General features: G+C 23.4%; 20 protein-coding genes and 1 other RNA gene. 11 read left to right on the plus strand and 10 right to left on the minus strand.

What is annotated here, in order from left to right:
- Positions 1-79: 79 nt before the first annotated feature.
- A complete protein-coding gene (nrdA, locus tag AB4W61_RS00755; protein WP_367679078.1) occupies positions 80-2,374 on the minus strand; it encodes a class 1a ribonucleoside-diphosphate reductase subunit alpha in 2,295 nt (764 codons plus the stop codon).
- Positions 2,375-2,555: 181 nt separating this feature from the next.
- Positions 2,556-5,087 (minus strand): DNA topoisomerase (ATP-hydrolyzing) subunit A, encoded by a 2,532-nt coding sequence (gyrA, locus tag AB4W61_RS00760; RefSeq protein WP_367679079.1) that lies wholly within the window; start codon positions 5,085-5,087, stop codon positions 2,556-2,558.
- Positions 5,088-5,352: 265 nt separating this feature from the next.
- Between gyrA and AB4W61_RS00765 the strand changes: the two genes are divergently transcribed.
- The gene (locus tag AB4W61_RS00765) at positions 5,353-6,066 is read left to right on the plus strand and encodes a DUF2076 domain-containing protein (RefSeq protein ID WP_367679080.1); all 714 of its coding nucleotides are present in this window, start codon (positions 5,353-5,355) and stop codon (positions 6,064-6,066) included.
- A 129-nt stretch (positions 6,067-6,195) separates the two neighbouring features.
- On the opposite strand, the gene AB4W61_RS00770 is transcribed toward AB4W61_RS00765, so the two are convergent.
- A complete protein-coding gene (locus tag AB4W61_RS00770; RefSeq protein WP_367679081.1) occupies positions 6,196-6,786 on the minus strand; it encodes a peroxiredoxin C in 591 nt (196 codons plus the stop codon).
- Between the two features lie 197 nt (positions 6,787-6,983).
- Here AB4W61_RS00770 and ung point away from each other — a divergent pair, with 197 nt between their 5' ends.
- Positions 6,984-7,643 (plus strand): uracil-DNA glycosylase, encoded by a 660-nt coding sequence (gene ung / locus AB4W61_RS00775; RefSeq protein WP_367679082.1) that lies wholly within the window; start codon positions 6,984-6,986, stop codon positions 7,641-7,643.
- 76 nt (positions 7,644-7,719) lie between these two features.
- Here ung and grpE read toward each other — a convergent pair whose 3' ends face one another.
- Together grpE and ssrA are read right to left on the minus strand one after the other, a co-directional pair.
- Positions 7,720-8,289: a nucleotide exchange factor GrpE gene (gene grpE / locus AB4W61_RS00780; RefSeq protein WP_367679083.1), complete on the minus strand. Its 570-nt coding sequence runs from the start codon at positions 8,287-8,289 to the stop codon at positions 7,720-7,722.
- Between the two features lie 234 nt (positions 8,290-8,523).
- Positions 8,524-8,912: a transfer-messenger RNA gene (gene ssrA / locus AB4W61_RS00785) on the minus strand.
- Between the two features lie 220 nt (positions 8,913-9,132).
- On the opposite strand from ssrA, the gene grxD reads away from it, so the two are divergent.
- A complete protein-coding gene (gene grxD, locus AB4W61_RS00790) occupies positions 9,133-9,453 on the plus strand; it encodes a Grx4 family monothiol glutaredoxin (protein ID WP_367679084.1) in 321 nt (106 codons plus the stop codon).
- Positions 9,454-9,713: 260 nt separating this feature from the next.
- Here grxD and rnt read toward each other — a convergent pair whose 3' ends face one another.
- Entirely contained in the window at positions 9,714-10,385 is a 672-nt protein-coding gene (gene rnt, locus AB4W61_RS00795; RefSeq protein ID WP_367679085.1) for a ribonuclease T, read from the minus strand.
- A gap of 382 nt (positions 10,386-10,767) precedes the next feature.
- Between rnt and AB4W61_RS00800 the strand changes: the two genes are divergently transcribed.
- The 4 genes from AB4W61_RS00800 (at position 10,768) to ychF (ending at position 13,212) form a co-directional block, all read left to right on the plus strand.
- Entirely contained in the window at positions 10,768-11,400 is a 633-nt protein-coding gene (locus tag AB4W61_RS00800) for a Fe-Mn family superoxide dismutase (RefSeq protein ID WP_367679086.1), read from the plus strand.
- Positions 11,401-11,454: 54 nt separating this feature from the next.
- Entirely contained in the window at positions 11,455-11,613 is a 159-nt protein-coding gene (locus tag AB4W61_RS00805; protein WP_367679087.1) for a hypothetical protein, read from the plus strand.
- Positions 11,592-12,029: an aminoacyl-tRNA hydrolase gene (gene pth, locus AB4W61_RS00810; protein ID WP_367679088.1), complete on the plus strand. Its 438-nt coding sequence runs from the start codon at positions 11,592-11,594 to the stop codon at positions 12,027-12,029. Before AB4W61_RS00805 ends, pth begins: the two co-directional genes overlap by 22 nt.
- A 103-nt stretch (positions 12,030-12,132) precedes the next feature.
- A complete protein-coding gene (gene ychF / locus AB4W61_RS00815) occupies positions 12,133-13,212 on the plus strand; it encodes a redox-regulated ATPase YchF (protein ID WP_367679089.1) in 1,080 nt (359 codons plus the stop codon).
- A gap of 118 nt (positions 13,213-13,330) precedes the next feature.
- On the opposite strand, the gene thrC is transcribed toward ychF, so the two are convergent.
- The 3 genes from thrC to thrA are packed head-to-tail and all read right to left on the minus strand — an operon-like array spanning position 13,331 to position 18,043.
- Positions 13,331-14,623, minus strand: coding sequence for a threonine synthase (gene thrC, locus AB4W61_RS00820; protein WP_367679090.1), 1,293 nt, complete (start codon positions 14,621-14,623; stop codon positions 13,331-13,333).
- Positions 14,624-14,627: 4 nt separating this feature from the next.
- Positions 14,628-15,557 (minus strand): homoserine kinase, encoded by a 930-nt coding sequence (gene thrB / locus AB4W61_RS00825; RefSeq protein WP_367679091.1) that lies wholly within the window; start codon positions 15,555-15,557, stop codon positions 14,628-14,630.
- A gap of 23 nt (positions 15,558-15,580) precedes the next feature.
- On the minus strand, positions 15,581-18,043 hold the full coding sequence (gene thrA / locus AB4W61_RS00830) for a bifunctional aspartate kinase/homoserine dehydrogenase I (RefSeq protein WP_367679092.1): 2,463 nt from the start codon (positions 18,041-18,043) through the stop codon (positions 15,581-15,583).
- Positions 18,044-18,495: 452 nt separating this feature from the next.
- Here thrA and hpt point away from each other — a divergent pair, with 452 nt between their 5' ends.
- A complete protein-coding gene (hpt, locus tag AB4W61_RS00835; RefSeq protein WP_367679093.1) occupies positions 18,496-19,023 on the plus strand; it encodes a hypoxanthine phosphoribosyltransferase in 528 nt (175 codons plus the stop codon).
- A 112-nt stretch (positions 19,024-19,135) separates the two neighbouring features.
- On the opposite strand, the gene dksA is transcribed toward hpt, so the two are convergent.
- Positions 19,136-19,591, minus strand: coding sequence for an RNA polymerase-binding protein DksA (dksA, locus tag AB4W61_RS00840; protein ID WP_367679152.1), 456 nt, complete (start codon positions 19,589-19,591; stop codon positions 19,136-19,138).
- Positions 19,592-19,916: 325 nt separating this feature from the next.
- On the opposite strand from dksA, the gene truA reads away from it, so the two are divergent.
- The 3 genes from truA (at position 19,917) to aceE (ending at position 26,573) form a co-directional block, all read left to right on the plus strand.
- A complete protein-coding gene (gene truA, locus AB4W61_RS00845) occupies positions 19,917-20,699 on the plus strand; it encodes a tRNA pseudouridine(38-40) synthase TruA (RefSeq protein ID WP_367679094.1) in 783 nt (260 codons plus the stop codon).
- Positions 20,700-20,974: 275 nt separating this feature from the next.
- Entirely contained in the window at positions 20,975-23,482 is a 2,508-nt protein-coding gene (secA, locus tag AB4W61_RS00850) for a preprotein translocase subunit SecA (RefSeq protein WP_367679095.1), read from the plus strand.
- Between the two features lie 421 nt (positions 23,483-23,903).
- Positions 23,904-26,573, plus strand: coding sequence for a pyruvate dehydrogenase (acetyl-transferring), homodimeric type (gene aceE / locus AB4W61_RS00855; RefSeq protein WP_367679096.1), 2,670 nt, complete (start codon positions 23,904-23,906; stop codon positions 26,571-26,573).
- Positions 26,574-26,579 lie beyond the last annotated feature (6 nt).

Genomic DNA, 26,579 nt, shown 5'->3' on the forward strand with positions numbered 1-26,579 from the left:
AAATAATTTTATGTTTCATATAAATGTATTTTATATATAAATAATTATGAATAATTTACATATTTAATTAAGTTATCATTTATATAATACATCCTCCATTTTGACAAGATGCTTTAGAATGAGATGTAACTTGAGGAGTAGAATGTATTATATATTCTCCAGCTCTATCTCGTGTATTTTGATAATATAATGTTTTTATTCCAAGTTTATAAGCTAATAATAAATCTTTTATCAATACTTTCATTGGTATTTTATGATCAATGAATTTATATGGATCATAATTAGTGTTAGCAGAAATAGATTGATCAATAAATTTTTGCATGATACCAACTAATGTAAGATATCCGGTATTATCGGGAATATCCCATAATAATTCATAATTGTTTTTTAATTTTTCATATTCAGGAACAACTTGACGCAACATACCGTCTTTAGAAGCTTTAATACTAATAAATCCTCTAGGTGGTTCGATTCCATTAGTAGCATTAGAAATTTGTGAAGATGTTTCTGACGGCATAAGCGCAGATACAGTAGAATTACGTAATCCATATTTTTTTATTTTTTCTCGTAACGTATCCCATTTAAAATGTAGTGGTTCATTACATATTGTATCAATTGTTTTTTTATAAGTATCAATGGGCAAAATACCTTTAAAATAATTTGTTTCATGAAATAATGGACAAGGTCCTTTTTCTTTTGCTAATAAACATGAAGCGTTTAAAAGATAATACTGAATTGCTTCAAAAGTTTTATGAGTAAGATTATTAGCACTTCCATCAGAATATCGAACGTTATTTTTTGCTAAATAATAAGCGAAATTAATTACTCCAATACCTAAAGCTCTTCTACCTAATGATCCTTTTTTTGCTGTTAATACCGGATATTCTTGATAATCTAATATAGCGTCTAAAGCGCGTATCAATAAATCAGATAAATCACTAATTTCATTTAAATTATTAATTTTTCCTAAATTTAAAGCTGATAAAGTGCAAACTGCAATTTCACCTTCATCATTGTTGACATCATATATAGGTTTTGTAGGAAGTAGTATTTCTAAACATAGATTAGATTGTCTGATTGGAGCAATTTTAGGATTAAAGGGACTATGAGTATTACAATGATCAACATGTTGGATATATATCCTACCTGTCGAAGTTCTTTCTTGAATAAGAATAGATAATAAATCTAAACCTTTAATCATTTTTTTATTAATATTAGTATTATTTTCATATTTTTCATATAATTGTTGAAATTTTTTTTGGTCAGAAAAAAATGATTGATATAAATCTTTTACATCATGAGGACTAAATAATGTTATTAATTTACCTTCAATCATTCTTTTATATATAAACTCATTAATTTGTACTCCATAATCTGTATGACGTACTCTATTTTCTTCAATGCCTCTATTGTTTTTTAAAACAATTAATGATTCTATTTCTAAATGCCATATTGGATAAAAAAAAGTAGCAGCACCTCCTCTTACTCCACCTTGAGAGCATGATTTTACTGCGCTTTGAAAATATTTATAAAATGGTATACATCCGGTATGAAAAGCTTCTCCTTGTCTTATTGCGCTTCCTACAGCTCTAATTTGTCCAACATTAACTCCGATACCAGCTCTTTGTGATACATATTTAACAATTGCACTAGCAGTTGCATTAATTGAATTAATAGTATCATCGCATTCTATTAAAATACATGAGCTAAATTGTTTAGTTGGTGTTCTTAAACCAGCCATAATAGGTGTAGGAAGAGAAATCTTAAATGTAGAAATTGCATCGTAAAATTTTTTTATATATTTCATGCGAATATGATATGGATATTTTGCGAACAAGCAAGCAGAAACAAGTATATACAAGAATTGAGGGCTTTCGTATATTTTTCCATTAATTCTATTTTTGATTAGGTATTTGCCTTCAAGCTGTTTTACAGCAGCATAAGAAAACTTCATATCTCTTAAGTGATCAATAAAATTATTCATTTTATTAAATTCTTGTTCAGAATAATCTTGAAGAATTGCTGTATCATATTTATTTTTTTTTACCATTTTTTTTACATGTTCATATAAAACAGGAGGATTAAATTGTCCATATGCTTTTTTTCTAAGATGAAATATAGCTAATCTAGCGGCTAAGTATTGATAATTTGGATTTTTTCGTGATATTAAATTAGCAGCAGATTTGATAATTGTTTCGTGTATTGTTGTTGTTTTTATTTTATTATAGAATTGAATTCTAGATTGTAATTCAACTTGTGATATTGAAACATTATGTAATCCTTTAGCTGCCCAATTTAATACTCGATGTATTTTTTCTAAGTTAATATCTTCTTTTTTTCCGTTTCTTTTAGTAACGAGTAATTTTTGATTCATATTATGCCATACTCAGTTTATATAAATTTTTAACAATTATTATCTATTATTATTAATAACAAAAAATTGTATTTTTATCTTTGAACAAAAACTTTATAGAAAAGTTATGAAATTAAATTGTAAATTAATATAAACTTTTTTAAATTTGTTTATTATAAAAATAATTATTAGTCATATTTTATCAATATAAAATGTCTAATTTTTGTACTGCCACAACCTTTTCTTGTTTAGTAGTTCGTATTAATATTACTCCTTGAGCATTTCTTTTTAATACTCCGATTTCGGAAATTCGTGTGCGTACTAAAGTGCCGGCATTAGTAATAATCATAATTTGATTTTTTTGACATACTTGGATTGCTCCAATTAATACACCATTTTTTTTAGTTATTTTTATTGCAATAACACCTTGAGTTGAACGAGATTTGACTGGAAAATCACTTATTTTAGTTCGTTTTCCGAATCCATTTTCTGTAACTGTAAGTATATGTCCTTTTTCTTTTGGTATAATAAGTGAAACAATTCTATCTTTTTTACTAACTTTAATACCTTTTACTCCAGAAGCAGTACGACCCATTTTTCTTACAGAATGTTCTGAAAAATGTACTACTTTACCCATTGCAGTAAATAACATAACGTTATTTTTACCGTTAGTTAATGCTACTCCAATTAATTCGTCATTATCTTTTAAATTAATTGCAATGATTCCATTATTACGAGGTTTTTTAAAGAAATTTAAGGAAGTTTTTTTTACAATTCCTTGTGATGTAGCCATAAAAATATTAACATTATCTTGATATTTCTTAAATGGTAAAATAGCTGTAATTCTTTCTTTTTTATTTAAAGGGATTAAATTAATAATGGGTTTACCTCTTGCGTGACGACTAGATTCTGGTAATTGATATACTTTTAACCAATAAACAATACCTCTACTAGAAAAACATAATATTGTATCATGAGTATTTGCTATTAATAAACTTTCTATAAAATCTTCTTCTTTAGTTTTTGCCGCGGATTTTCCTTTCCCTCCTCTTTTTTGCGCTTCATAGTCAGATAATGGTTGATATTTTACATATCCTGAATGAGATAATGTAACAACAACATCTGCTTTATTAATAACATCTTCAATATTAATTTCAGATGCACTATTTTGTATTTCAGTTTTTCTTATATCAGCAAATTGATTACTTATTTCAATTAGTTCTTTTTTAATTATTTCCATCATATAGTTAGGTTGTTTTAAAATATTTACTAATTTTTTAATTTTTGTTAATATATGAATATATTCTTCTGTAATCTTTTTTTGCTCTAGTGAAGTAATTTTTTGTAATTTTAAGTCTAATATAGATTGAACTTGTTTTTTAGATAAATAAAGATTATGGATTGTAATATGGTTCTGGTTATCATTCCATTTATTTAATACTTTTTCTTTTTTTTTCATTAGAAGAAAAAAGTGAGATTCAGACGTATTCCATTTTTTATTTAATAAAAATTTTTTTGCTTCTGATGGATTCTTTGTTTCCTTAATTATCTTAATGACGGTATCAATATTATGTAAAGCAATATTTGTGCCTTCTAAAATATGAGCTTTTTTTAATGCTTGTTTTAATTCAAATAAACTTTTTTTAAAAACTACTTCTTTTCTGTGTGCAATGAAGTTTTTAATCACTTCTTTTAACGATAATGTTTTTGGTATGCCGTTACATAGCGCAACCATATTAATACCAAAAGATATCTGTAGTTGAGTTAATAAATATAATTGATTTAATACAACTTCTGATATAGATTCTTTTTTAATTTCTATTACTATACGCATTCCATCTTTATCAGATTCATCTCTTAATCCAGATATTCCTTCGATTTTTTTTTCTTTTACTAAATCCGCTATTTTTTCAATTAATTTAGCTTTATTTACTTGATAAGGTATTTCATAAATAATTATTTTTTCTCTTTTTGTTTTAGGATTTTTTTCTATTTTACTACGGGCTCTAATAGAAATTTTACCTTTTCCTGTCCGATAAGCATTTTCTATTCCTGTTTTTCCGTTAATAATACCAGAAGTAGGAAAGTCAGGTCCGGGTAAATATTGCATGATATTTTTTAAAGAAATTTGATTATTATCAATATAAGCTATACAAGCGTTAATAACTTCTTTAATATTATGAGGAGGAATATTTGTTGCCATTCCAACAGCAATACCTGAAGATCCGTTTATTAATAGATTTGGAATTTTAGTAGGTAAAACATCTGGAATATATTCTGTTCCATCATAATTTTTGCTAAATGTTACTGTTTCTTTATCTAAATCATTTAATAGTGATTCTGAAATTTTAGACATTCTAATTTCTGTGTAACGCATAGCTGCTGCTGCGTCACCGTCTATAGAACCGAAGTTTCCTTGTCCATCTATTAAAACGTATCTTAAAGAAAATGATTGAGCCATTCTTACAATAGTATCATAAACAGCTGAATCTCCATGTGGATGATATTTACCAATTACATCTCCTACAATTCGAGCTGATTTTTTATATGGTTTATTATAATAATTACCCAAGATATGCATGGCAAATAATATTCTTCTATGTACCGGTTTTAATCCGTCTCGGACGTCTGGAAGAGCACGACTGATAATTACTGACATCGCATAATCTAAATAAGAAGTTTTTAATTCTTCTTCAATATCGACTTGTATTATTTCGTTAGTGAAGTCTTTCATAAAAATATCTCTTTTTTATATATATTTAAAATATTTAATATTTATTACATTTTTTAAACTGAAACTATATCATATTTATATTATTCCGTGAATCGAAAGAAATAATTTAATTTTGATTAATAAGATGTGAAACAATTTTGTTAATATTTTTTTTCAAAGATATTTTTAAATACAAAAACATTAAATTTCTGTATAATTAAAATTAAAATATTTAAAATGTAATTTTCTAATTAATTATTTATCTATGATAGAGGATATTGATATTATGCATATTGAAGAAAAAAAATTAATTGAGGATTTATTTGAGAGAGTAAAAAAAACTGCAGATCAATTTCCAGAAAAAAATACTGAAGCTGATAATCTTATTAATAATCTTGTAAAACATAATCCAAATTCAATATATTATATTATACAAACGCTATTAGTACATGAAAATATTGTAAAAAAATTAAATAATCGCATTTCTGAATTAGAAAAAAAAATTGTTTCTTATAATGATAAAGAAAATTCTAAACCGAGTTTTTTATCAGGATTATTTGGTTCTAAAGTTAAACAAAAAGAAGAAAATGTTACGCAAAATATAGACAATAAAGTAAACAATAATGGTTTTGAAAAAAATTCTACAATTTATCCTAATACTAAATCAAATAATCCACAAAATTCATATTCTATTGGAGGGGGAGGGGTTAGTAGTTTTTTAGGTAATGCAGCGCAAACAGCTGCTGGGATAGCAGGAGGTATGGTTATTGGAAATATGATAACTGATTTTTTTCATTCTACACCTAACAGTGGTTCTATTGAAGTAGATAGAATAGAAGAATATAATGAACCAATGCATATACATGATAATAATTTACATGAACAAACTACTAATATAGAAGAAGTGTATTACGAAGATAATAATATTGAGCATGATTATGAAACAGATGATTATGAAAATATTTTGGATTTAGATGATCAAGATGAAGAATTACTATAATTTATTTTGTATAAAATTGTTTTCGTTATAAAGTTCTATAAAACCAGCATATTATATTTTCATATACTGGTTTTATTATTTAAAAAAATAGATATGATATCGATTATCTATCATGCACTAAGTAACTTGTTACTTTTCATTGAAATATTTTATTACTCCTTCCGGGCTAGGATGCATTCCTTTATTTCCTTTTTTCCAATTTACAGGACATACTTCTCCATTTTTTTCGTGGAATTGTAATGCATCTATCATTCGAATTATTTCTGATATATTTCTACCAAAAGGTAGATCATTAACTGTTTGATGTCTTATTATCCCGTTTTTGTCAATTAAAAATGATGCTCGTAATGCAACTCCGATATGGGGATGTTCTATATCATACGATCTTTGTATTTCTTTTTTTATATCAGATACCATAATATATTTTAATTTTCCAACTCCTCCTTGTTTTATAGGAGTATTTCTCCATGCATTATGTACAAAAATAGAATCAATTGAAATACCGATTAGTTCTACTTTTCTTTTCTTGAATTCAGGATATAGATTATTAAACTCTATGAGTTCAGAAGGACAAACGAATGTAAAATCCATAGGCCAAAAAAATAATACTGCTATTTTATTGTTAATGTATTTTTTTAAATTAAAATCTTCTACAAATTCTCCATTACTTAAAACGGCTGAAGCAGTAAAGTCGGGAGCGGGTAATGTTACTAAATTCATAATTTTTCCTTATATAAACAGTTAAAATTATAGTTATTTAATTGATTAAAAAAATTTTTAAAAAAAAATTTATTTTGTATATATAAAATATATAATTAGAATTATTGTTTTAATGTTTATTTAATATAAAAATATTTGAAATTTTTATGATTGTATTAAAGATTAATTTTGTATATATTAATAAGGTAATCATGTATATGAATAACATTTTTTCTTGGAAAGATATTTTATCAGAGGAAAAAAATAAAAAATATTTTATACAATTAATGAATTTTTTATATAAAGAACGAATCAAAAAAAAAATTTTTCCTCATTCAAATGATGTATTTAATGCTTTTAAGTTTACTCCATTTAATACAATAAAAATTGTTCTTGTTGGTCAAGATCCTTATATTCTGCCACAACAAGCACATGGATTAGCTTTTTCTGTTTTAACAACAAAAAATTTTCCACCTTCATTAAAAAATATTTTTTATGAATTGCAATCAGATATACCATGTTTCGTTTATCCGAAAAATGGGTGTTTAATACAATGGGCAAAACAAGGTGTTTTTTTATTAAATAGAATTTTAACAGTAGAGCAAGGTAAATCTAATTCTCATTCTAAAATAGGTTGGAATACTTTTACTAATCAAGTAATACATTTAATTAGCAAATATCATAAAGGTATTATTTTTTTATTATGGGGTAAACATGCTCATGAATTAGAACAATTTATTGACAATAGTAAACATTTTATCTTAAAAACATCTCATCCATCTCCTTTTTCAGCTTATAAGGGATTTTTTGGTTGTAAACATTTTTCTAAGTCAAATAAATTATTGTTGTTTCAAAAAAAAAAACCAATAATATGGTAACTATATAGTAAGTAGTTTACATATTTTTTTATAAAAATAGAATTGGTATAATTTTTTATTTATATATTTTAAAAATTTATTTTTTTATATGAATTTGAATTATAGCTTTACGTAGTACTGTATTTTTAAAGGAATACCCTGATTTAATTATTTTGCTAATAAAATATTTTTTTTCTTTATTATTTTGAATAATAGTATTCTTATCTATTTCATGTAAATCGTTATTAAATTCGTCATCAATACATCCTATTTTTTTTATATTATATTTTGATATTATATTAAAAAAAGATTTAATAATCAGTTTAATGCCTTCAATATTTTTGTTTTTTATTGTTTTATTTAGTGCATTTATTTGGGAATATATAGTTTCAAATTCGTCTATTAATGAAATTATATTTTGTGTAAATTTAACATAGATATCTTGTTCTATTTGTTTTTTTTTAATACTTATTCTTTTATGAATATTTTCTATTTCTGCTTGTGTTCGTAATTTTATGTTTAATTCTTCTTTTTCTAAATCGGTAATATTTTTTTTTAATATTTTTATATCATCTTGAATTTCATTTGGTGTATTTTTTTCTTCTATTATATCGTTACTTTTAATATCTTTTTTATTTAATTCAGATTCTTTTTTTTTAATATTCATACAATAATCCTTATATAAATTACTTTTTTATAAATAACCACTTCAGTTATCATGTATAAACAAATTATATTTATATCTAAAAAATTTTTTATTTAAGTTTTGTATTTTTTATTAAATTAATATTTAACGTAATAATAATGATTATTATATTTAAATATAATTTAATTATTTTAAATTAAAATTTAATTTTAAGTAAATTACACTGAAAATGTCCATTAAAATATATAAATTATATTATGGAGCTGGCGGGAATCGAACCCGCGTCCAAAAATTCTAATAATAAAGGTTCTACATGTTTATTCTATTTTTTATATATCTATCAAATGTATTAATTAAATATTAGAAAAAAAAATAAAAACATTTGTCTTACTCATTAATTGTTTAGACCGTAAGAATTTCTAAACATTTCTCTTATTTTTATATGACCTTTCTATTAATTTCTAAATTTTATTAAAGAGACAAATTTTTTTAGAAAGAAAGGGCTTTAAACCAGTGTTTTAAGCTGCTAAAGCGTATTTTTTATTGTTTGCATTTATTTTTATTACGGTTTTTTACGAGGCAACCGTTCCTCGACATGCACCTTTAATTTTTTGATATTTTTGTCGAATCCTAGAAACAGCCCCTAATATTTTAATATATGTATTTATGATATAGTAATATCATACTACCTGATTGTAATTTTAAAGTCTATTAATATATTTTATTGTTAATTATTAAGTATTTTATACATGATATTGTTATTAACATTTTATTTTTTATAAGTATTTTATAATAAAATTTTTTTTTGTACAATTATGATTACACATAAATTTAAAAATATTTTAATTATATTAGGATTAATATATGAATGCTTTAGAACAAATAAAAAAACAAATTAAAGAAAATTCAATTTTGTTATATATGAAAGGAACTCCTGAACAACCTAGTTGCGGTTTTTCATCTCAAGCAGTAAATGCTTTAAATCAATGTAATATACGTTTTGCTTTTGTAGATGTTTTAGAACATCCATTAATTCGAGAAGCTTTACCAAAGTATTCGAATTGGCCTACTTTTCCTCAGTTATGGGTTAAAGGAGAATTAATTGGAGGTTGTAATATTATTTTAGAACTTTTAGATTCTGGTGAATTAAAAAATATTTTTAATAAAGCTGAATTAATAAAATAGTTGTTTAATTTAAAAAAAATTAATATGAGTTTTTATCTATATAAAAACACATTGTTATTTACATATCTAATGTAAATAGATTGTAAAATAAATTTACTATTTTTATAGTATCAGTATTAAATAGATACAGTATATTAATACTGATACTAATATTGTTTATTTAAAATGAATTAAATTACATTAATTTTTGTAAAATAATTTGAATTAAATAAATAATATAAAATTTTCTTTTAAATTATTATTTTTTAAAAATTATAAAACTAATTAGTATTATTATTTTTTAATTTTTTATTTTCGTTATGTTCAAGAGGCCATCCACCCATTCTTTTCCATCGATTTACTAATTCACAAAATAAATTAGCTGTTTGTATCGTATCATATAAAGCAGAATGTGCTTGACTATTATCAAAATTTAGCCCTGCTTTTTTACATGCTTTAGATAAAACAGTTTGGCCTAAAATTAATCCGCTTAATGAAGCTGTATCAAAAGTAGCAAACGGATGAAATGGATTAGAATCAATTTGTGTACGAGATATTGCAGCCATTAAAAAATTATAATCAAACATTGCATTATGAGCCACAATAATTGCTTTGCTACAATGATTAGATTGAATACCTTTTTTAATTTCATTAAATATTTTTTTTAGTGCTTTTTTTTCGCTGATAGCTCCTCTTAATGGATTAAATGGATCAATTTTATTAAATAGTAAGGCGTCTTTATCAATTTCTGATCCATTAAATGGCTGTATATGGAAATGCATTGTTTTTTCTTTATATATCCATCCTAATGCATCCATTTTTAGAGTAATAGCAGCAATTTCTAATAACGCGTGTTTTTTTGAATCAAAACCAGCTGTTTCTATGTCAATAATAACAGGATAAAAACTTCTAAATCTATTATTTAATAAACATTTTTTTTTTTCTATTTGCATAGTTCAACTCATTTGTATAATATTTTAAATTATTTTTTATATATGCTATAAAATAACATGTTCATTTAAAATTCGTAATTTAAATTTTATAATTTTTTAATTATTTTTAAATTACTTTGAAATAAATATTTTTATATAAAAATTTATTTTTTATGATTTAAATATTTTTATATTTATTATATAGTGATTCGATAATCAATTTTTGATTTTTTTATTTTAATTATTATAAATAACAAACATAATTTATTTTTTTTATTGTATTTTATTAAAAAAAAATTAAAATAATATTTATTATTGTAAAAAAATTTAATTATAGATTTTAATGATTAAAAAGTTTATATTTATTAATTGTTTCTATTTTGAAATAAAAGGATATAACAAAATGAATTATCTACTTCCTCAGTTAGATTATGCATATAATAGTTTTGAACCATTTATTGATGCTGAAACAATGGAAATTCATCATACTAAACATCATCAAGCATATATTGATAATACAAATAATATTATTAAAATAATGGAATTAAATCCAATTCCTATCGAATCGTTAATATTATCTTTAAAAGATTTATATTCTTCTTCAAACACAAATATAAATTTTATAAAATTAAGAAATAATGCTGGCGGGCATATTAATCACGTTTTATTTTGGAAATGTTTAAAAAGAGGAACATTAGTTCATGGATCGTTAAAACAAGCAATAGAAACAAATTTTAATTCTATGGACAATTTTAAAAAAGAGTTTGAAAATAAAGCAATAAGTCATTTTGGATCTGGTTGGGTTTGGTTAATTAAAAAGAATAATAAATTATTTATAGAAACAACTTTTAATCAAGATAATCCATTGATGGGAGAAAGTATTTGTGGAATTTCTGGTTATCCTATTTTTGGTTTAGATCTTTGGGAACATGCTTATTATTTGAAATACAAAAATAGAAGAATAGATTATGTCCAGTCTTTTTGGCAAATATTGAATTGGGATGAAGCAATGTTGCGATTTGAACAAAAATCTTAGCTGTATTTAAATATTTAAATCAAACGCTTTTACATATATAAAAAAGGTGATTATTTGAATCAAACAAAACTTATAGTTGGTTTAGGTAATCCAACAGATAATTATCATAAAACACGGCATAATTTAGGTTCTTATTTTGTTTATAAATATGCTTATGTTAATCATATTAAAATGATTGAAAAAAAAAATTTTTGGGACAAGTTGGTTATATAAAAGATGTAAACTATAAATCTTTTTTATTTGTTCCAAATACATATATTAATTTAAGTGGTAATGCATTATTACGATTTTTAAGATTTTATAATATTGTTATTGATAATATTTTAATTATACACGATGATTTGGAATTAAAAGCAGGTTTAGTAAAATATAAATATGCTACAGGTAGTAGCGGTCATAATGGTTTAAAAAGCATTATCAATGCATTAAACAAAAAATTTTTAAACAATAAACAGCCAATTTTGTTTAATAGAATTCGTATAGGTATTGGTCGTCCAAAACACAAAAAAGATGTTAGTAATTTTGTTCTTTCTCATCCTTCAGAATTAGAAAATAAATTAATTTTAGAATCGATAAATGATATTTTCTGTTTGATTGATCGTTTCATTAATAATAAATGTAATAATTGATCATTATTTTTTATATAAAAACAAATATTAATGTTATTTATTTTTTTTAAAAAAAATAATTGAAGATTTACGTGTTAAGATTAGTAATGCATGGAAAAAAAATATGGGATTTAAATGTGGATTAATTGGATTACCTAACGTTGGGAAATCGACTTTATTTAATATTTTAACAGAATCTAATGTATCTTCTGAAAATTATCCATTTTGTACTATTAAACCTAATTCTGCTTTTGTACCTGTTCAAGATAATCGACTTATGCAGTTACAAAAAATTGTTCGTTCAAAGTTAATCATACCTAATACAATAGAATTTGTTGATATAGCTGGATTAGTTAAGAATGCTCATAAAGGAGAAGGTTTAGGTAATCAATTTTTACAAAATATTAAAGATGTAGACGCTCTAGTTCATGTAGTGCGATGCTTTATTAATCAAGATATTATTCATTTTTATGATTCAATTAATCCTATAAGAGATATTTCAGTAATTAATTTAGAATTAATTTATGCGGATATTAATACTTGCACAATTGAATTAAAAAAAATAAATAATAATTTAAAAAAAAATGTTTTTTTTCATAAAAAAACAGTTGTTTTAAATAAATGTTTAATGCATCTAAAACAAAAAAAAATGTTAAAAGATTTAATCTTGAATCAAGAAGAATTAAAAGAAATTAAAATTTTAAGATTTTTAACAATAAAACCAGTAATGTATATTGCTAATATTGGAAATAATTTAAAAGAAACAGTATGTTTAAAAGAATTAGAAAGGTTTTGTAATAGACATGATGCACATTTAGTAAAATTAAATATTTTTAATAATAATACATTACATAAAAACATAAATGATAATGATTTAATTACAATTAACAATTATCGTAAAAATATTATTAATAAAATTATTTCTACAGGTTTTCAACTATTAAAGTTAAATACTTTTTTTACTGTTGGAATTAAGCAAATTAAAGCTTGGACTATTGAAAAAGAAAAATATGTTACTGAAGCTGCAAGAAAAATACATAGTGATTTAAAAAAAGGTTTTATTCGCGCTCAAGTTATATCTTTTAATGACTTTATTACATGTAAAGGTGAACTTGGAGCAAAAAAAACAGGAAAATATAGAACAGAAGGTAGGAAATATATTGTTCAAGATGGTGATATTATTCATATTTTATTTAATATTTAGTAATTAGCACATTAAGTAATTTTTTAATCTATAAAGATTTATTTTGTATAAAAGCTAACAAAAGTATAAAAATTTGTATTTTTTGTTAGCTTTTCTAATTTTTTATTTCAAACAAATATTATTTTTTTAAAAGGAAATCTTTTAATTGTAAAAAATTAGGAACCATGTTATATGACAATGAAGGTAGATTAATTTGATTTAGTAATTCTTGTGGAATAGGAATTGTAGTATTTAATATTTTTTCAATTGTTGTTTTAAATTTAGATGGATGAGCTGTTCCTAAAAATAATCCATATTCGTCTTTTTTTAATTGTTTTTTTAATAATCTGTAAGCAATTGCTGCATGTGGTTCAGATATATAGTTTATTTTATGTAAATTTAATAATGTTTCTTTAGTTAAAGTATCTGATAGGCTGCCATAACCCAAATCTTTTAAATTCCATTTTTTTCTTTTAAATAATTCTTCTACACGAGGCCAATTATTAGGTTGACTAATATCCATAGCATTAGAAATTGTTGAAACTGTTTTATTAGGTTTCCATATACCAGTTTTTAAAAATCTTGGAACTGTATCATTAGAATTTGTAGCTGCTATAAAAGATTGAATTGGTAATCCTAAAGATTTTGCTAATAATCCAGCTGTTAAATTTCCAAAATTTCCACAAGGAATAGAAATAATTAATTTATTTCTATTATTTTCAGGTAGCATAGAATATGCTTCAAAATAATAACAAATTTGAGCTAGTAAACGACTAATATTAATAGAATTAGCAGAATTTAGTCCAGTTTTTTTTCTTAGTTGTTCATCCTGAAAAGCTTGTTTGACTAATGACTGGCAGTCGTCAAAGCTACCATCAATAGCTATTGTAGTAATATTTTTTCCTAAAGTACAAAACATTTTTTTTTGAAATTCGCTTATTTTTCCCTTTGGATAAAGAATTACTACACGTATGTTATGCATTTTGTAAAAAGCATGTGCTACAGCAGCCCCTGTATCTCCAGAAGTTGCTGTTAATATAGTAACGTATTCATCGTTATTTTTATTAAAATACGATAATATTTGAGCCATAAAACGAGCTCCAAAATCTTTAAAAGCTAATGTAGGGCCATGAAATACTTCTAAACAAGATATGTTTTTTTCTACTTTATGAATAATAGGTCCTGGAAAATCAAAAGATTTTTGAACTGTTTTATATAAATCTTTTTTACTTATTTCATTTCCAATAAATAATCCTAGTATTTTACTACTTCTTGATATAAAATCCATTTTTAAAATTTGATCTAGTTGTTTTTTTGAAATTTCAGGCAATTCTGTTGGAAAAAAAAGCCCTTGATTTGTTCCTAATCCTAATTTTACTGCTTCAGAAAAACTAACTTCTTCTGAATGATTTTTTAAATTATATAATTTCATTATATTAACCTATTGTTTGGGCTCCAATATTGTTTATTTTACAAATTTTAACAAATCCATTTTTTTGAATAATATGATTATGAATAATTTTTTGTTCAATTTTTTTAGCAGTATCGATATCACTACATATTGCGAATATACTAGGGCCTGATCCAGATATACCACATACTAAACTTCCTTGTTGAATGATTTCTTTTTTTATCTTTTTAAAATTAGGTATTAAAGAAGATCGATAAGGTTCTGCAATTAAATCTTTCATTAAATTTGCAGCTAAATTATATTGCATTGTATGCGAAGCGTGAATAAAACTTGCAACATATCTTCCATGATTAATACATGTTTCTTTAGGATATTGATTAGGAAGTAAACTTCGAGATTCTGCAGTATTAATATTAATTCCCGGCCAAGTTATGACCCAAAACCAATCATTACAATTAGGAATAGATTGGCTTATGATTTTTTTTTGATTTATAATTAATTGTATACCTCCTAGATAACATGGAGCTACATTATCATAATGCACAGTACCAGAAATAACCCCTTCTAAAGATCCCATAAGTATTAATAAATCGTTTTGATTAATAGGATTATTAAATAATTTATTTAAAGCAACTAACGTTGCTACGATTGAACATGCGCTTGATCCTAAACCAGAACCTATAGGCATATTTTTTTCTAAAATTATTGACACAGGTACTTTTTGATTAATTTTTTTACAAAAAGATAACCAACATTGCCAAACTATATTATTTGTTATATCTTTTGGTAATTCATGAGCGAAATCACCTGTAGTTTTTAAAAAAAATTCTTTCGAATGTGAAATAGTGACACAGTCTCCTAATAAGGATTGATCGATAGGAGAAATAGACGCTCCTAAAATATCGAATCCAACGTTTATATTACCTATAGAAGCTGGAGCATAAATTTTTATCATAATTTTTTAGTTTCCTTATTCTCCTATGATATTATTTTAAGAATATCTGAAAAAATACCAGCAGCGGTTACTTTAGTTCCAGCTCCATATCCTCTTATAACTAACGGTAAAGGTTGATAATATTTTGTGTGAAAAGCTAAAGCATTTTCTCCATTTTTGACAGAAAATAACGGATGTTGATTATTAATTGCAACTATTTTAATGCTGCATTTGCCGATTTCATTAATTGTACCAATATATCTTAATACTTTATTTTTAGAGGAAGATGTTTTTATTTTTTCATCAAAAATATGATTTATTTTTGAAATGTTTTTTAACAAATCAACATTTTTATAAAATTCTTTGCTAATTGCATATGGTATAATAGGTTCTATTTCAATATCTTCGAGTTCTTTTTTATATCCACATTCGCGAGCTAAAATTAATAGTTTTCTTGCTACATCTATTCCCGATAAATCATCCATTGGATTTGGTTCAGTAAATCCGTTTTCCATAGCTTGTTTTACTGCATCTGAAAAAGAAATACCTTCTTCTAATTTTCCAAAAATGAATGATAACGATCCTGAAAGTATTCCTTGAAAATTAATTAATGTATCTCCTGATAATAATAATTTTTTTAAATTATCTATTATTGGCAATCCAGCTCCAACATTAGCTTCATATAAAAATTTTGTATTAAATTGAATTGAATTATCTTTTAATTTTTGATAGTAAGAATAATTACCAGTATTAGCTTTTTTATTTGGCGTAATAATATGTATTTTATTTTTTATAAAATCACAATATTGATCAGCAATTTTTTGACTAGAAGTACAATCAATTAATATTGGGTTATTAAAATTATTTTTATAAATATTTTCTTTTAACCAAAGAATATCAAATAGTTGTTTTGATTGATTTAATAATTCTATACAATTATCTAATTTTATTCCTTTTTTACAAAAAATAATTTTTTTTGAATTAGAAATGCTACATACTTTTAGATGAATATTATTTAATTCTAATGTTTGTTTTTGGGTTTTTATTTGTTGCAATAATTCTTGACCTATTTTTCCAATTCCTATAATAAATATTTCAATAATTTTTTTGTTTTTGTAGTTGAATAGAAAATCATGTAAATGTTGTATAAAATTTAAGTTATTGTTTGCTTGGTTATTTTTTATTAATATTGATAAAGAATGATTTGATGTTTTTTGTATGTGATCAATAATTTTAATTTTATTTTTATATAAAATATTATATATTTTAGAATATAATACTTTTTGTAATGATTCTTCATTTCCTACTATAGAAACAATAGATATATTTTGTAATATTTTACTTATTTCTATTTTCTTTTGATGTATTTCGTTATAAAAAAATTTATTTATTTCTATCTGTGTAATATTTTCATCGTTTTCGTCAAAACAAATCATTAATTGACATGATGATAATAAAAAATTATAAGAAAAAATTTTTATTTTATTATCTTGTATAATATTTTGAATTTTATTAAAAATGTTATTTAACTCTATGCATTTTTTTATAGTAATATAAATTACTGTAAAATTATTTAATTGAGTAATTCCTTTAATAGATTTATTTTTTTCTTGATTGTTAGAAATATAGGTTCCTTCTTTTTTCCAATCAAAAGTATTTTTTATTTTACAAGCAATATTAGTATTTTTTAATGGTTCAAGTGTTTTTGGATGTAATACTTTTGCTCCTAAATAAGAAAAAGTTGCAGCTTCATTATAAGATAAATTTTTTAATAATATCGCTTTATGAATTAATCTAGGATCATAAGAATAAATACCATTTACATCTGTCCATATTTCGCATAATGATGCATTAAGACATACGGATAAAATAGCTGCAGAGTAATCTGATCCGTCTCTTCCTAAGACAACTATCTCTTGATTTTTGTTTCCAGCAATAAATCCGGGCATTATAATAATTTTATTTTTTTCTATTTTTAACTTTTTTATATTCTTTTTTGATTCTTGTATATTAGCAGTGCAATTTAAATAATTTTTTTTAGTAATAATATTTTTTTGAGGTTGTATAATCGTTGTTTCATATTGTATTGATTGAAAAATTTCGTTCATAACTATTACAGATAATATTTCTCCTTTAGAAATTATTATTGCTTTTTTTTGATCGGAACATTGTTGTGAAAAATTAATTAATTTTAAAATATCTGCAACTTCTTCAATTTCTTTTTCTATTATTTTTTTTATTTTTTTATAGTTAAAACATTTATTGTTTTTATGTAATTCTTCAATTATGGTAAAAAAAATTTTTTTTATTTTAGAAATGTCTGCTATGTAGTTATCATTCTTGAGACTATTATTTATTGAATGAATTAAGTAATTTGTTATTTTTTTTGGAGCGGATAGAACTATAGCTACAGGTGATTTTTGTTTTTTTTTTATTATAATATCAGCAACTAATAAAAATAATTTTGCGTTAGCTAATGATGAACCGCCAAACTTTAGTACTTGCATAATGGTTTTTTTTCTCTTTTATTTAATTGAAAATATAAATGTTTATTAAGTTAAATACATTATTATTTTATAATAATTTAATTAAAGTAAAATATGTCATAAAAAAAATTTTTATTTTTATTTAAGAATTTAAATCGTTCAATAAATAATTGATGGTTGAGTAACATTTGTTTAATAATCATTTATTTTATATGAGTTAAGGGTATAAGTTAATTAAAAATTTATTTTTTCAATATTACTGTGAATGAATGAATTATACATTTTTTATGTGTACATATTTTTATTAAATAGAATTTATGAGTATATTTTTATTTTTATTATTATAAAATATTTTTATTTATATATTTTAAAAATTTTTTTCATGACCTTATTTTATTTATTATAAAATTCATATATACTTTGATTTTATTAATACAATTACATATAATTTTTTTTCAAATTAAATAAAATTTATGAATATTCATATTAAAAGTATTATTTCAGAACACGAAATAAAAAAAAGAATACGTGAACTTGGAAAACAAATTACTCAAAACTATAAACAAAGCAAACATAAGATGATTTTAGTTGGACTACTAAGAGGTTCTTTTATTTTTATAGCTGATTTATGTAGGTCAATAGATATTCATCATGAAGTTGATTTTATGACAACATCTAGTTATGGAAGAGGAATGCTTCCAAGTGGAGATGTAAAGATACTTAAGGATTTAGAAGAAGACATTTTGAATAAACATGTTCTTATTATTGAAGATATTATTGATTCTGGTCAAACTTTAAGTAAAGTATTAGAAATATTACAAATTAGAAATCCTCAATCATTATCGGTATGTACTTTATTAGATAAACCAGAACGTAGGGAAGTTCATATTAAAGTAGATTATGTTGGTTTTTCTATTCCTGATTGTTTTGTTGTAGGGTATGGTATTGATTATATTCAATCTTATCGTTATTTACCGTATATAGGAAAAGTTATAATTTAAAATAGTTTTTTAAAAAATTCTTAAAAAACTATTTTTTTTAATAATTATTGTAATTTTACTTCTATATTTTATAAATATATACTATCCGATATCTGGTATAAATATAAATCTATTATCTTAATATTTGTTTTGCTCGAATTTCTTCTAATGTTTTACAGTCTATACAAAGATTGGCTGTTGGTCTAGCTTCTAATCTTTTTATTCCGATTTCAATTCCACAGGATGTACAATATCCAAATTCTTTTGCATCTATTTTCTTTAATGTATGTTCTATTTTTTTGATAATTTTTCTTTCTCTTTCTTTATTTCGTAATTTTAAACTAAATTCTTCTTCTTGCACAGCTCGGTCAATAGGATCAGGAAAATTAGTAGATTCATCTTCAGGATAAGAGTTTTTTCTATCTAGTTCAAATACAAGTTGATTTTTCCATGCTATTAATATTTTTTTAAAATGTTCTAATTGAAAATCATTCATATAAGTTTCTTCTTTTTTTTCTCTATAAGGATATACTCCAGCAACTGCAAGAATGCTTAAAGAAGAAATTTTTTTTTTATTTTTCATTTTAATTTATCCTTTTGTATTATAAATTAGGTCTTTAATAAAAATGATTAAATGTTTTAAGATTGTGTATACAGTAAAACTTGTATTAATTAATTATTAAAAATAATATTAATATTATTTTTTTGATAAAAAAATATTTTTTTATATTTTATTTTAAATAATGGGTAATTAGGATTAATTAACAAATTAATTTTTTTTAATTTTTTGTTTTTAATTTTAACATGAATTTAAATAATATATTTTTAAAAATATTTTGTAATAAGAGTGTTGTGATATAAATATATAAACATTCTATATAATTCATTTGATTTCAGCATAAATTTTATAAAATATGATAAAAATCGCATTAGGTATTGAATACGATGGTTCGAACTATTGTGGTTGGCAAACTCAAAACCATACAGCTACCATTCAATTAGCATTAGAATTAGCATTGTCAAAAATAGCCAATCATCCAATTAAGGTTGTATGTGCTGGTCGTACAGATGCTGGAGTTCATAGCGTTGGTCAGATTATACATTTTATTACTAATTCAAAAAGAAATATCAAATCTTGGATATTAGGTGCAAACTATTACCTTCCTAAAAATATTTCTGTTTTTGGAGGGTGTTTTGTTGTTAATACTTTTCATGCAAGATACAGTGTTATTACGAGAAGTTATCAATATATTATAAATAATTCTATTTTTCGCAGCGCTTTAAAAAATAATAGATCATATCATTTTTACCATCATAGATTAGATATTAACAAAATGAATCAAGCTGCTGTATTTCTCATTGGAAAACATGATTTTAGCGCTTTTCGAGCTAAATATTGTCAGTCTAATAATCCTATTAAAATAATTAAATCAATTAGTATAATTCGTAAAAGAAATTTAGTAGTGCTTTCAATTGAAAGTAATTCTTTTTTATATCGCATGGTAAGAAATATTACAGGTTCATTAATTGAAATTGGGTCGAATAAAAAAAGTATAGAATGGATAAAATCAGTATTAGAAAAAAAAAATAGAACGATTGCTGGTCCAACTGTTCCTGCTTCTGGTTTATATTTATCTTATGTTCGTTATCCTAAAATTTTTAATATCACAATAAAAAATAATATTTTATTTATTTAAAATATTTATTTTATAAATGCAGTTGAAAATATGTAAAATATTTTAAAATTATTTAAATTTATATTAAATTATAAATATTTTTATCAAACAATTTATTTTATAAAAATATTTTTCAATGCAATATAATACTTGTTTATTAATATAAAAACATAAAAAAATATTTTTGTAAGTATATACAAATTTTTATTTGTATGAATAATTTAATATGTTTAATAACAAAAATATTTTAATTGTATTTACTATAGTTTAAAAATTATTAATTTGAGAACATTAATATGTTAATGGAATGGTTAAATAAGTGGTTTGGTAATCATAATAATTATGTTTTGAATAAAGCAAAAAATATAGTTAATGATATCAATATGCTTGAACCAAAAATGATTAAATTAAAAGATCAGGATTTTAAAAAAAAAACATACGAGTTTAAGCAATTTATTAAAAAAAATCAGGATTTAGATAGTATCTTACCCGAAGCTTATGCATTAGTAAGAGAAGCAAGTAAAAGAGTATTTGGAATGCGACATTTTGATGTTCAATTATTGGGGGGTATAATTTTAAATCAAAATTCAATTGCAGAAATGAGAACTGGAGAAGGAAAAACTCTTACTTCTACTCTTCCTGCTTATTTAAATGCACTTAATAATAGTGGTGTTCATATAGTTACAATGAATGATTATTTAGCAAAAAGAGATGCTAAAATTAATGAACCATTGTTTAATTTTTTAGGTTTACAAATAGGATTAAATGCTTCAGGAATGTCTTTAAATGAAAAAAGAAAAGCTTATTCATGCGACATTACATATGGTACTAATAATGAATATAGTTTTGATTATTTAAAAGATAATATGGTTTTATCACGTAATGATTGTGTGCAACGATCTTTGCATTATGCGTTAATTGATGAAGTAGATTCAATTTTAATTGATGAATCACGGACTCCTTTAGTAATTTCAGGTCCTATAGAGGGTTACTCTAAAATATATTTAGAAATTAATAGAATTGTACTAGTTTTAATAAAATTAGCTCAAAAAAATAAAAAACGTGTTAGTTGTAATCAATATTTTTCTATTGATGAAAAGCAAAAACAAATTCATTTAACAGAATTAGGTTTAACAAAAGTTGAAGAATTATTAGTAGAATTTAATATTTTAAATATTAATGAATCTTTATATTATTCTGACAATATTATTTTATTAAATTATGTTATCTCTTCTTTAAGAGCTCATATATTATTTTTTAAAAATGTAGATTATTTTATAAATAAAAAAAAAGAGATCATTATTATTGATGAACATACAGGTCGACTTATGGAAGGAAGAAGATGGTCTGAGGGTTTACATCAGTCTATAGAAGCCAAGGAAAATGTAAAAATAAATAATGAAAATCGTACATTAGCTTCAATTACTTTTCAAAGTTATTTTAGGTTATATGATAAATTATCAGGTATGACAGGAACTGCTGAAACTGAATCATTTGAATTTAGTACAATATATAATTTAAATACTATTGTTATTCCTACAAATAAAAATATGATTAGAACAGATTATTCAGATTTAGTTTTTTTAACTAAAGAAGAAAAAATTAACGCTATTATTCTAGATATAAAACAACGTATCAGTAAAAAGCAACCGGTTTTAGTAGGAACTATTTCAATTGAACAATCAGAAATAATTTCATCAATACTTGATAATATGAATATTAAACATAATGTATTAAATGCTAAATATCATGATAAGGAAGCAAAAATTATTTCTGAAGCTGGTTGTCCTGGAGTTGTTACTATTGCAACTAATATGGCTGGGAGAGGTACTGATATCGTTTTAGGGGGAAGCTTTTTTGAAAAAAAACAATGTTTAGATGATATTGATGCAAAAAATAAGAAATTTTTTTATGAACAAAAAAAATGGAAAAGAGATCATAATTTTGTAGTTTCTGTTGGAGGTTTACATATAATTGGTACAGAAAGACATGAATCAAGAAGAATAGATAATCAGCTAAGAGGGCGATCAGGAAGACAAGGAGATCCTGGATCTTCTCGTTTTTATTTATCTATGGAAGATTTATTAATACGTATTTTTATTCCAGATGGGGTTAAAAATTTAATACAAAATTTAGGAATTAAAAAGAATGAATTTATTCAACATCAATGGTTAAATAAAGCAATAGAAAATGCTCAAAATGTAGTAGAAAGTCGTAATTTTGAAATTAGAAAACAATTATTGGAGTATGATGATGTTGATAATGATCAAAGATCTACAATTTATGAACAAAGGAATTATCTATTATGCAAAAAAGAAATTAGTAATACTATTTTAATTATAGCAAAAGATGTTTTTAGTTCAGTTATTCATGAAAACTGCAGAAAAGATAATCATAAAAATGATGTTATTAAAAAAATAGAAAAATTGTTACTAGATAAATTTTACATGAATATTAAACTAGATAATTTTAATAAAGAATTAAGTTCTAGTAATAAGAAATATTTCTTACACAAAATTTATGCATATTTTATGTATTTTTACACTATAAAAAGAAAAGAAATTGGAATAAAAAAATTTCAAATATTAGAAAAAAATATTATGATAACAACGTTAGATAATTTATGGATAGAACACCTTTCTTCGATTGAGTTTATTAAACAAAGTATTCATTTATGTAGTTATGCACAAAAAGATCCAAAACAGGAATACAAAAAAGAAACATTTAAAATGTTTATTTCCATGTTGCAAGGAATTAAAAAAGAAGTAATAACTGCATTATGTTTATTAATTTTTTCTAAATAACTAAAATAAAATTTTAGTATATCATAAAAAAATATTATTTATATATGAAACATATATTAAATAGTTTATATAAAGCTATAAAGATTAATTTTTTTATTTTTTTATAAAAAGTTTAAATTTTTTGTTAAATAAATAAAATGTTTTAATAATAAAAATATTTTAAAAAATATATATAAATACATATAAATATATAGATCTTTGATTGTTAATATAAAAAATTTTTAAGGTGTTTTTAAATATATTTAAAATGTATATAAAATACATTAAAGCAATATTTTTTTTTAAAATTATGTGTAAGTTATATAAAATATACATAATTATATAAAAATAAATATTATAAAATTAATATAAAAATTTTACAATTAAATAAAAAATATCAGTTTTATACTTAACAAAAAGTATTTTTATTTAAGGAATTATTATGAAAAATCAGCAAAAAAATTATGATATTGACGAGATTGAAACTCGTGAATGGATTGATTCTATTCAGTCAGTAATTAACAATGAGGGGGTGGAAAGAGCAAAATTTTTAATTAATAAAGTTATTATACATTCTAAATCGTTAGGTATACATTTAGATAGTAACAAAGAGTTAAATGATTATGTAAATACCATTTCTCAATATGAGGATGTATCTTATCCTGGCAATATTAAAATAGAAAAAAAAATATGTTCAGCAACTCGGTGGAATGCTTTAATACTCGTTTTACGAGCAACTAACAAAGATTTAGATTTAGGAGGTCATTTATCGTCATTTCAATCCGCTGCTATTATATATGAAGTATGTTTTAATCATTTTTTTAAAGGTGATAACCATAAATATGGAGGAGATTTAATATATTTTCAAGGCCATATTTCGCCTGGTATTTATGCAAGAGCTTTTTTAGAAGATAGATTAACTGAAATACAAATGAATAATTTTAGACAAGAAATTGATGGAAATGGTTTATCTTCTTATCCTCATCCAAAGTTAATGCCTTCTTTTTGGCAGTTTCCAACAGTTTCTATGGGTTTGAGTTCTATTTGCGCAATATATCAAGCTAAGTTTTTAAAATATTTAAATCATCGAGGTTTAAAAAATACTGATAAACAGCATGTTTATGCTTTTTTAGGAGACGGAGAAATGGAAGAGCCAGAATCCAAAGGAGCTATTCTTGTTGCTGCAAAATATAATTTGAATAATTTAATATTTATTATCAATTGTAATTTACAGGGTTTAGATGGTCCAGTTAGCGGTAATAGTAAAATTATTAATGAATTATTTAATATTTTTTATGGAGCAGGATGGAATGTAATAAAAGTAATATGGAGTAGTGGTTGGGATGCTTTATTAAAAAAAGATAAAAGTGGAAAATTAATACAATTAATGAATGAAACATTAGATGGCGATTATCAAAATTTTTCATCTAGAGATTTAGATTATTTTAAAAAAAATTTTTTTGGAAAATATATTGAGACAAAAAATTTAATTAAAAATTTAACAGATGATGAATTAATTAATTTGAAAAAAGGGGGGCATGATTTTCAAAAAATGTTTTCGGCGTTACATCAAGCTGTTAATTCTACGATGTGTCCTACTGTTATTTTAGCACATACAACAAAAGGATATGGGTTAGGTCAATCTGCAGAAGGAAAAAATATAGCGCATCAAGTAAAAAAAATTAATTTAGCAGATTTAAAAGAAATTAAAAATCGTCTGGAAATTCCAATAGAAGATGATGATTTAATAGATTTACCTTATTTTAAATTTAAGAAAAATACAGAAGAATATGCATATATGCATCATAATAGAAAAGAGTTAGGAGGTTATGTTCCTCAACGTAGAATAAATTTTACTGATGCGTTAGTTTTACCACATATTTCTGAATTTTCATCTTTATTGTTAGATCAAAAAAGAGGTGTTTCTACTACTATTGGTTTTGTCAGAATACTTAATATTTTTTTGAGAAATAATGATTTAAAAAATAGAATAGTACCTATTATAGCTGATGAAGCGCGTACATTTGGAATGGAAGGATTATTCAGAAAAATAGGAATTTATAATCCTCATGGTCAAAAGTATATATCTCAAGATAGTAATGAAATTATCTCTTACAAAGAAGATAAAAGAGGTCAAATTTTACAAGAAGGGATTAGTGAATTAGGAGCAGCAGCTTCTTGGTTAGCAGCTGCTACTTCATATAGCAGCAATAATTTTCCTATGATTCCATTTTATATTTATTATTCTATGTTTGGATTTCAAAGAGTAGGTGATTTATTTTGGGCTGCTGGAGATCAACAAGCTCGAGGTTTCTTAATAGGAGCAACTTCAGGAAGAACAACTTTAAATGGAGAAGGGTTACAACACGAAGATGGGCACAGTCATATTCACTCGCTTACAATTCCAAATTGTATATCTTATAATCCTGCTTACATATATGAATTGGTAATAATTATTTTAAATGGATTAAAAAGAATGTATGGTAGTAAACAAGAAAATATTTATTTTTATATAACTACGATGAATGAAAATTATACTATGCCTAAAATGAAAAAAGGAATAGAAAATGGTATTATAAAAGGAATATATAAGTTAAAAACTCATTATGGAAAATTTAATTATCGTGTTCAATTGTTGGGTTCTGGATCTATATTACAAAATGTATGTGAAGCTGGATTGATTTTAAATCACAATTATGGTATTGGATCGGATGTATATAGTGTTACTTCTTTTACTGAATTAGCTCGAGATGGTCAAGATTGTGATAGATGGAATTTCTTGCATCCGAAACATAAACCTAAAATTCCTTTTATAACTCAAAATTTAAATAATTTTCCTACTGTTGCAGTATCGGATTTTATAAAATTATATGCTGATCAAGTACGTAAATATATTCCTAATCACTGGTACTATGTTTTAGGGACAGATGGATTTGGTAAATCAGATAGTAGAAAAAATTTACGTAATTATTTTGAAATAAGTGCAAAGTATATCGTTTTTGCTGCATTGCAAGAATTATATAAGTGCAAATTAATAGATATATCTTTAGTTTATGATGCGATTTATAAATTTAATATTAATCCAGAAAAAATTAATCCACGTTTATGTTAAAAAAGG

Origin of the sequence: Buchnera aphidicola (Thelaxes suberi), assembly GCF_964059005.1 — a bacterium.
Taxonomy (GTDB): domain Bacteria; phylum Pseudomonadota; class Gammaproteobacteria; order Enterobacterales; family Enterobacteriaceae; genus Buchnera_I; species Buchnera_I aphidicola_C.